Source organism: Haloferax sp. s1, assembly GCF_058382125.1.
On record NZ_JBZRPK010000511.1, the window covers coordinates 1 to 6249 of the forward strand.

Below are 6249 nucleotides of genomic sequence, written 5' to 3' on the forward strand. Positions count from 1 at the left end.
TCGACGGCCAGCAGTGCTGGCGTCGATACAAATTCGGTGGCTGGATCACGCGACTGGACGAACACGACTGTGAGTCGGTCAGGGAATTTCGACAAATGCACAGAGACGACGTGTAACAGCCTATGGGCGACGAATCCGAATCCATCACGACAGACACCTATTACGTCCTCGGGAGTGGCGACCCGGCTCCGGAAAAGCCCCACGGGAGCGACTGGCCGAAAGAACTCAGAATTCCCTTCGAGGCACGAAAGAAATGGGTGTGGCAGGGGAAAGAGCACGTGGCACTCTCCTCACCAAGAAACACTGATCAGGCGTTCGAATCCGAGGCGTCGGGGCCAGATCAGACTGCAGGCGGGACAGTTCGGATGACGGTTTGGCTCACCACAGAAAGTCGGCTATCCGTTCACGGACACGTTCGTGTTCGCAGGCGCGCTGGAAGAACGCATCGTCGTCCAGTCGCTCACAGTCAGGCGTCTCGAAGACGAACGCGAGTCGATTGGTCCCTTCGATCTCCTCGTCGATCTCTTCCAGACAGTCACCGGCTTCCGCAATCGCAGCGACCAGCGCGTCCGCGTCGTCCATCCCAGCCACCCGCACGACGACAGTGAGAACAGGATCGCCAACACTGTCGTGCCAAACGAGTTCCATACGTCAGAGTCGATTGCCGAGCGCATATACGGTCCGACTCCAGTCCCGAACAGAACTGAGATACGCGAGATGCACAACTATCTAGTATCGATGATCACGTCAGCAGCCGTGCAGCGATACAAAGCGTCCATTCGCGAGCGGGACGACTGCCACTTCGTGCTGCCGCTTCGAAAAGAACTGTGGCGGTCGTTCGGGCCGGTGACCGGAACCGGACAATCGAGAGCTGAGCGAACACCCGCCCACACGAGACGGGCCCGATTGGCGATTACGACGTGTCAAAAAGTGCTACCGATATGGGAGCAGCAGATACCACAGTCGGATATTGCCCAGCGAAGCCTCCGGCTTGCCGAACGGTATCTCGCTGGCGATACAGATGACGAGACCGTCCGAGAGGCAGTGAATCGATTTGTTACAGGCGTCGAAAATACAGCGGGGACGACGGCAGCGGAGCTGAACGCACAGTTGGTCGGCTGGGCCTGTTGTGAGATGCTCTATCTGGCACTGTTCGATTGCTACGTCGGTGAAAAAACCGTTCCCGATGCAGCGCTGGACGACTGGGACTATTCGCTGTACGCGGCTGGCGCATATGCCGGCGGATTTCCCTTCAACGAGGGGGAGTTTCAGAGCGATTCCGACCGCCTGCAGGAGTTCTGGTTCTGGTACGTCGAGCAGGCACACCGGATTGCCGAGTGACGGGCTGTCGAAGTCGGCAGACATGAAATTGTACCGAGAATAACACTCAGCTATCAACGAGCTCGACGTCGATTATCTGATCGAGCCTTTTGGACACATCGCCAAGTGAAATATGAGCGAGAAGACATAATTGAGGAGATCGCCAATAACTACAGGGACGAGCGGTATGCCTCAGTGATTAATCTGATTCTCCCTCAGATTGAATCGTTCATCTGGATCTATGCCGCTTATCTCCAGGAGCACAAGAACGAGAAAATCTTGTTGAATGTGGCACTGTCTAGTTAGTGGCCTCCTCAATCTCGCTATCCATAATCGCTATTCTAGCAAATCAAAGGGGAAGTGACGATAGCTACGACAATTACCGACTGACGAAGATAGTACCATTCCGCAAGGAGCAAGTCAGTTCGACCGTGTACTGGCAGTTCCACTCCGCCGATCTTAAATTTAGTGACAAGAATGCAAACGTATGATTAGCGTTAGCGATCCCTTGCCGGTCGTTCTTTTCTCACTGTTTTGGCTGTACGCCGTCTACCGGTTGACGAATACCCTCCGACTTTACCACGTGCTGTTCGGTGTCTCCCCCACGGAGTCTCCCGATCTGGTCGCGGGTAACTCGGTGGCCATCCAGGGGCCCGTGACGGTTGACGAGGAAGCGCCACACAGCGACGTCGCTACCAATGACTACGAGTCGCCAATCGCCGTGTACGTCTGGCGGATACTCACTAGGGGGGCTGGCGGTGGGACGGTGGCTTCGGGCGTGGAGTTCGAATCCTTCGGTATCGACACTAACAGCGGCGAAGTAAAGGTAGATCCCGGTTGGCTCCGCGAAGCTCACGATGCCCCGATGCTCTCCAACGTGCGGACGGATGGCTACATCTTGAGCGCCCCGTACCGCGTCCACCCCTATACGTCGCCGTACGTCCACATAGTTCACGAGGGGACGACGATGGTTCTCGCGCGAGTCAGTGACGTGATCGAGGCTGAGTTGGACATCTCCCTGGATACGAACAGGTTCGAGTCCAAAGCTATCCCGGAGGATGCTCTGTTACTGGTATTCGGCGAATTGTCGATCGACGCCGGAACGCCGACGATCAGGGGCACCGACGATACTCCCTTTTTCATCGCGAACTGCGATATCCACGACGTTCGGAGCAATCTTCTGCGTCGTGCCCTTTACTATGTGATCCTCTTTACTGGGGCATTGCTACTGGTGCTGGCGGCACTGTCTAGTTAAGCCAGTTTGAGGAACGAGCAGGTCGTTGAGTGAATTATATACTGTGAGAGATAAGCGTTCGCGCTGGGAATAGCGAGCCCTATGCTATTTTAGTTTTACAATGTTAATCAGGGAGGCCGTGACTGCTGCAGTTGGAACCGAGACTACGGTGACAACAGCAGTCATTCCTCCCAAAAAAAGGATGTAGAACAGTAAGAATCCGGGCTCTTTGCCACCCTGATTGAGTGCGATCACACCTGTGATACCGAGGGCAATTACAGCACGGAGTAATTCAGTAATTCCAGAGTAGAGTGCCGTTCTCTTTGGACTGTATTCGGAAAGAATACCGACAGCGACTCCGATACAGATTGCGACAGCGGCGGCCCGAAGGAACATCGACAGACCGATCCATCTTCCACCAAACTCAGCAGCGATACCGATAGTGAGACCAATCGCAATGATGCCGTACCAACGTTTCCTCATTATCATACTTCTTGAAGGTTGATCAAAGGCACACACCACGGTTTGACAGGAATGTGTTGATTCCCAATTGAGAGTTATCTAGTGAATCTCTTCGATCCGGGTTTTCTATTTGGACCGCTTTACGCCATTGCTCATTAGAAGTTGAGATCCAACTGCGCTTGGATACGCCTGTCGCTATGCACATTCCATTTGTACGAGACAACTTCAACCATATATGTTTTCTATATTTAATATTCAGAGTACAAACAATAATATAGTTCGCTGGAGAGAGGCTGATTCAGTTCGAATACCACGAGCAAGTACACGAAGAGCACAGCAGAACGAGAATTGAGTCATGAACGCAAGGAGTTCCATGAACGGAATGCCCATCCAAAGGACCGAAACAAGACCCGGGGACGGGGAAGACGCTCCTCCTCGAAGCAGCGTACGAAATCGCACCACTCGGAGCGCGCACCGACGGAACCGGCTCGTCGAGTGCGGGCCTGATGTCCTCGATCGTGAAAGACTCGTTTTCGTCCGAGCAATTCAGCATCGAGGCGGGGACGCTGGTTCGAGCGAACAAAGGACTCGCCGTCGTCGACGAACTCGACAAGGGCGACACGTCGGACCTCGACGCGTTGCACACGGCGCTCGAATCCCAACAGGTGCATGTCTCCAAAGCAGGGAAGAACGCGTCTCTCCCGGCCGAGACGGCGCTTCTCGCGGCAGGGAACCCGACCGGCGGTCACTTCGACCCATCGAAGGATATCGCCGAACAGGTGGAACTCAAATCACCGCTCCTCTCGCGGTTCGACCTCATCTTCACGGTTCGGTCGGAGGAAGACGAAGACAAGATCCGAGACATCTCGGGGAAGTGGTCGAGTCACGGCAGCGTGCCGGGCGTCGGGCGCTTGGTGAAGTTGTCGAACCCGATGATTCTGGCGCGTCGGTACGGTTGCCTCGCGAGGAGTTCACGGCCTACGTCACGGCGACGAAGCAGGTCTCCCCGGTCGTTCGCGACGAGGCGGTTGAGCGAGAGATGCGCGAGTGGTTCGTCCAGACGAAAACATCACTTCCGGAGCGTTACACGGCAGGTCAAAGATCAGTGAAGCGAACGTGGCAAGCTTGTCCCCTGCACGCTTCGGATTCACTATCTCTCCTGACGTTTCGATCCAGGCAATGCTCGTGTGCTATGCTGGCGGACTTGCTGGTTGCGGGACCGAGATCAGTCGGCCAGCGCCACTAGCGTCCCACCGCTCTCTCGGTCGAGGGTGAAGTCCCAAAGGACCGGGGCGAAAAACGTCTCGCCGTCGCCCTCCGCGATTCGCCCCGTCTGAACCCCGTAATCATGCAAGAGGCGACGGAGGTGGTCCCCGCTAACGCCCGTATCCCGCGTATCGAGGTGGAGTGACGGGAGAATAGCGGAGCCGTGATAGCCGCCGTGGAACTCGATAAACCACGTCACGACGTTGGGAGTTAACTCCGTAACGTCATCCCCGTCCTCGTAGGCATCGAGGCGCGGATGTGGCATCGTGTGGAGCGCGTATAGGTCCGAACACTTCTCCGCCATCACGTCCATGTCGGGGTACTTAGCCGCCTGCTCCGCCGCCGTCGCCTCAAGGCGGATACTCGTAACCAGGTCCCTAACCGGAAACAGCGGGATTGGTCTCACTATGGCGCATTCAATGAAAAAGAACGGAAAGTAGCACACCAACTGGACCCAGTTATTCGCCACGAGACAAGCGATAGTGTGACTTGGACAATTAGGTCGGTTGCAGATAGCCTTGGAAATGAGGTTAAATTTTATAGTGGCGATCCGCCGAATGTGGATGGAAATCCCGCAAATCCGGGATCGTATGGTATGTCTGGAAACAAAATCAAGGCACACGGACAAACAGAGAGCCTAGACACGGAGTGTCACTATGCATTGCCCCACCCTTCAGATATGACTTTAAAAGAACAAAAGAAATTCGGTGTTCGAGAGCCTACAAAGGCCGAAAAAGAACTCTTTTCTGGACCAGATGGGGAACCAGATAGAATGGTTGATCGATATCCAATGACTATACTCGGGTCAGGGTATCAAGACCAGTAGACCCTCTAGGGGAACATTGCTTCCCCTCAGATAGACACCATGAATTCATTGCAACACCCACGGAATAAGTAAGGCGAGTAACTCCGCATGGTCTCTGACCTGGGGGCAGGGGACGACCGTTGATGGTTTAATCCCCCCCGTGCTCGCCCTAATAGGGTTCGCGTGGGGCAATAAGTGCCACAGTAACAGAGGCCGCCCATTGCAACCGTGGCAGATGCGTTTGTGTGCGTCCGCCCCTCACGAGGAGACGACACAGGCAGATAAAACATTGGTATCAAACAGAGTACGGCGTTCCGATACTAAAAACAGAGCTGCAGTCAGATGAACGTGTTTCACCCTTGCCCACGGTGGAGAGGTAAACTCGCACGCTTTCCGTTTAGAGTGGCTCTTCCTGAACCCCGGACCCCAGTTATTTTAACAACGTGAGCTTTCAGAGTCCATTGGAACATCTATACGTCCGTCAGGAAGAACACGAACAATGATAGCATAGCAACCGGCCCCACGAGAAGGAACTGAACGTTCAACTATACCATCTACCCCAGACGATTCAATTCTGATTGTGAATTGACCTGGGGAAGACATCCAGTCGTGCTTAACTATGTGTGATGTTGCTGAATTGGATTTGCCAACTGGTTTGAGTGTATAATCTTTATCTAGCTTTTTTGACTCATTTTTCATCACTTGAAGGTTTAAATCTACAGCTTCATTGCTCAAATTCATGAGGGTGATGTCTGAAATACGAGCAGTCGTACTAGATCGGGTACGTGAGAGACAACCAGTTAACCCAGTGGTTGCTAATAGTATACTGGACAATAACTTCCTCCTAGTTGCCATGATGGAATCAAAGATGTCTACAGACATATAATTCGTCATTTTGGCTGTTGTGGACTCGGAAGAACTCACTGAACAAGACGCTTCAGACCCTCGTTACTGTATTCGCATTAGTTGGCGTAGCCGCGTTGTTGTTCATGACGCTTCATCGCTTTGGCTACTTTGACGCAGTCTTGTATCCGAGATCTGGATTCTCTGAATCGACTCCACTATGGCGAGTTCTCCCGGCTATTGGGGCAGAAATAGCGGATGTTCTCACTCTTTTGTTCGTCTTCCTCCGGCGCCAATTAGGTCGAAATGGCTTTGTTGA

The 6249-nt window shown here is 53.7% G+C and carries 7 protein-coding genes; 4 read left to right on the plus strand and 3 right to left on the minus strand.

Features of this window, described 5'->3' with window-relative positions; translation table 11 throughout:
* Nucleotides 1-378: 378 nt before the first annotated feature.
* Entirely contained in the window at nt 379-648 is a 270-nt protein-coding gene (locus tag QT222_RS08325) for a hypothetical protein (protein ID WP_491476894.1), read from the minus strand.
* Nucleotides 649-756: 108 nt separating this feature from the next.
* Here QT222_RS08325 and QT222_RS08330 point away from each other — a divergent pair, with 108 nt between their 5' ends.
* Nucleotides 757-1341 carry an Imm5 family immunity protein gene (locus QT222_RS08330; protein WP_491476895.1) on the plus strand — a complete coding sequence of 195 codons (585 nt, stop codon included), beginning with the start codon at nt 757-759 and terminating at the stop codon, nt 1339-1341.
* A 466-nt stretch (nt 1342-1807) separates the two neighbouring features.
* Nucleotides 1808-2575: a hypothetical protein gene (locus QT222_RS08335; RefSeq protein ID WP_491476896.1), complete on the plus strand. Its 768-nt coding sequence runs from the start codon at nt 1808-1810 to the stop codon at nt 2573-2575.
* A gap of 84 nt (nt 2576-2659) precedes the next feature.
* Here the strand turns inward: QT222_RS08335 and QT222_RS08340 are convergent, their stop codons facing one another.
* Complete coding sequence (locus tag QT222_RS08340) at nt 2660-3043, minus strand: hypothetical protein (RefSeq protein ID WP_491476897.1); 384 nt, start codon at nt 3041-3043, stop codon at nt 2660-2662.
* 425 nt (nt 3044-3468) lie between these two features.
* On the opposite strand from QT222_RS08340, the gene QT222_RS08345 reads away from it, so the two are divergent.
* The gene (locus QT222_RS08345) at nt 3469-4125 is read left to right on the plus strand and encodes an ATP-binding protein (RefSeq protein WP_491476900.1); all 657 of its coding nucleotides are present in this window, start codon (nt 3469-3471) and stop codon (nt 4123-4125) included.
* A 116-nt stretch (nt 4126-4241) separates the two neighbouring features.
* Here the strand turns inward: QT222_RS08345 and QT222_RS08350 are convergent, their stop codons facing one another.
* Nucleotides 4242-4688: a hypothetical protein gene (locus QT222_RS08350; protein WP_491476898.1), complete on the minus strand. Its 447-nt coding sequence runs from the start codon at nt 4686-4688 to the stop codon at nt 4242-4244.
* Nucleotides 4689-4766: 78 nt separating this feature from the next.
* Between QT222_RS08350 and QT222_RS08355 the strand changes: the two genes are divergently transcribed.
* The gene (locus QT222_RS08355) at nt 4767-5108 is read left to right on the plus strand and encodes a hypothetical protein (protein ID WP_491476899.1); all 342 of its coding nucleotides are present in this window, start codon (nt 4767-4769) and stop codon (nt 5106-5108) included.
* Nucleotides 5109-6249 lie beyond the last annotated feature (1141 nt).

Coding starts and splice junctions, on each gene's coding strand:
- QT222_RS08325 (WP_491476894.1), bottom strand. CDS start 648: ATGGAACTCGTTTGGCACGACAGTGTTGGCGATCCTGTTCTCACTGTC.
- QT222_RS08335 (WP_491476896.1), top strand. CDS start 1,808: ATGATTAGCGTTAGCGATCCCTTGCCGGTCGTTCTTTTCTCACTGTTT.
- QT222_RS08340 (WP_491476897.1), bottom strand. CDS start 3,043: ATGATAATGAGGAAACGTTGGTACGGCATCATTGCGATTGGTCTCACT.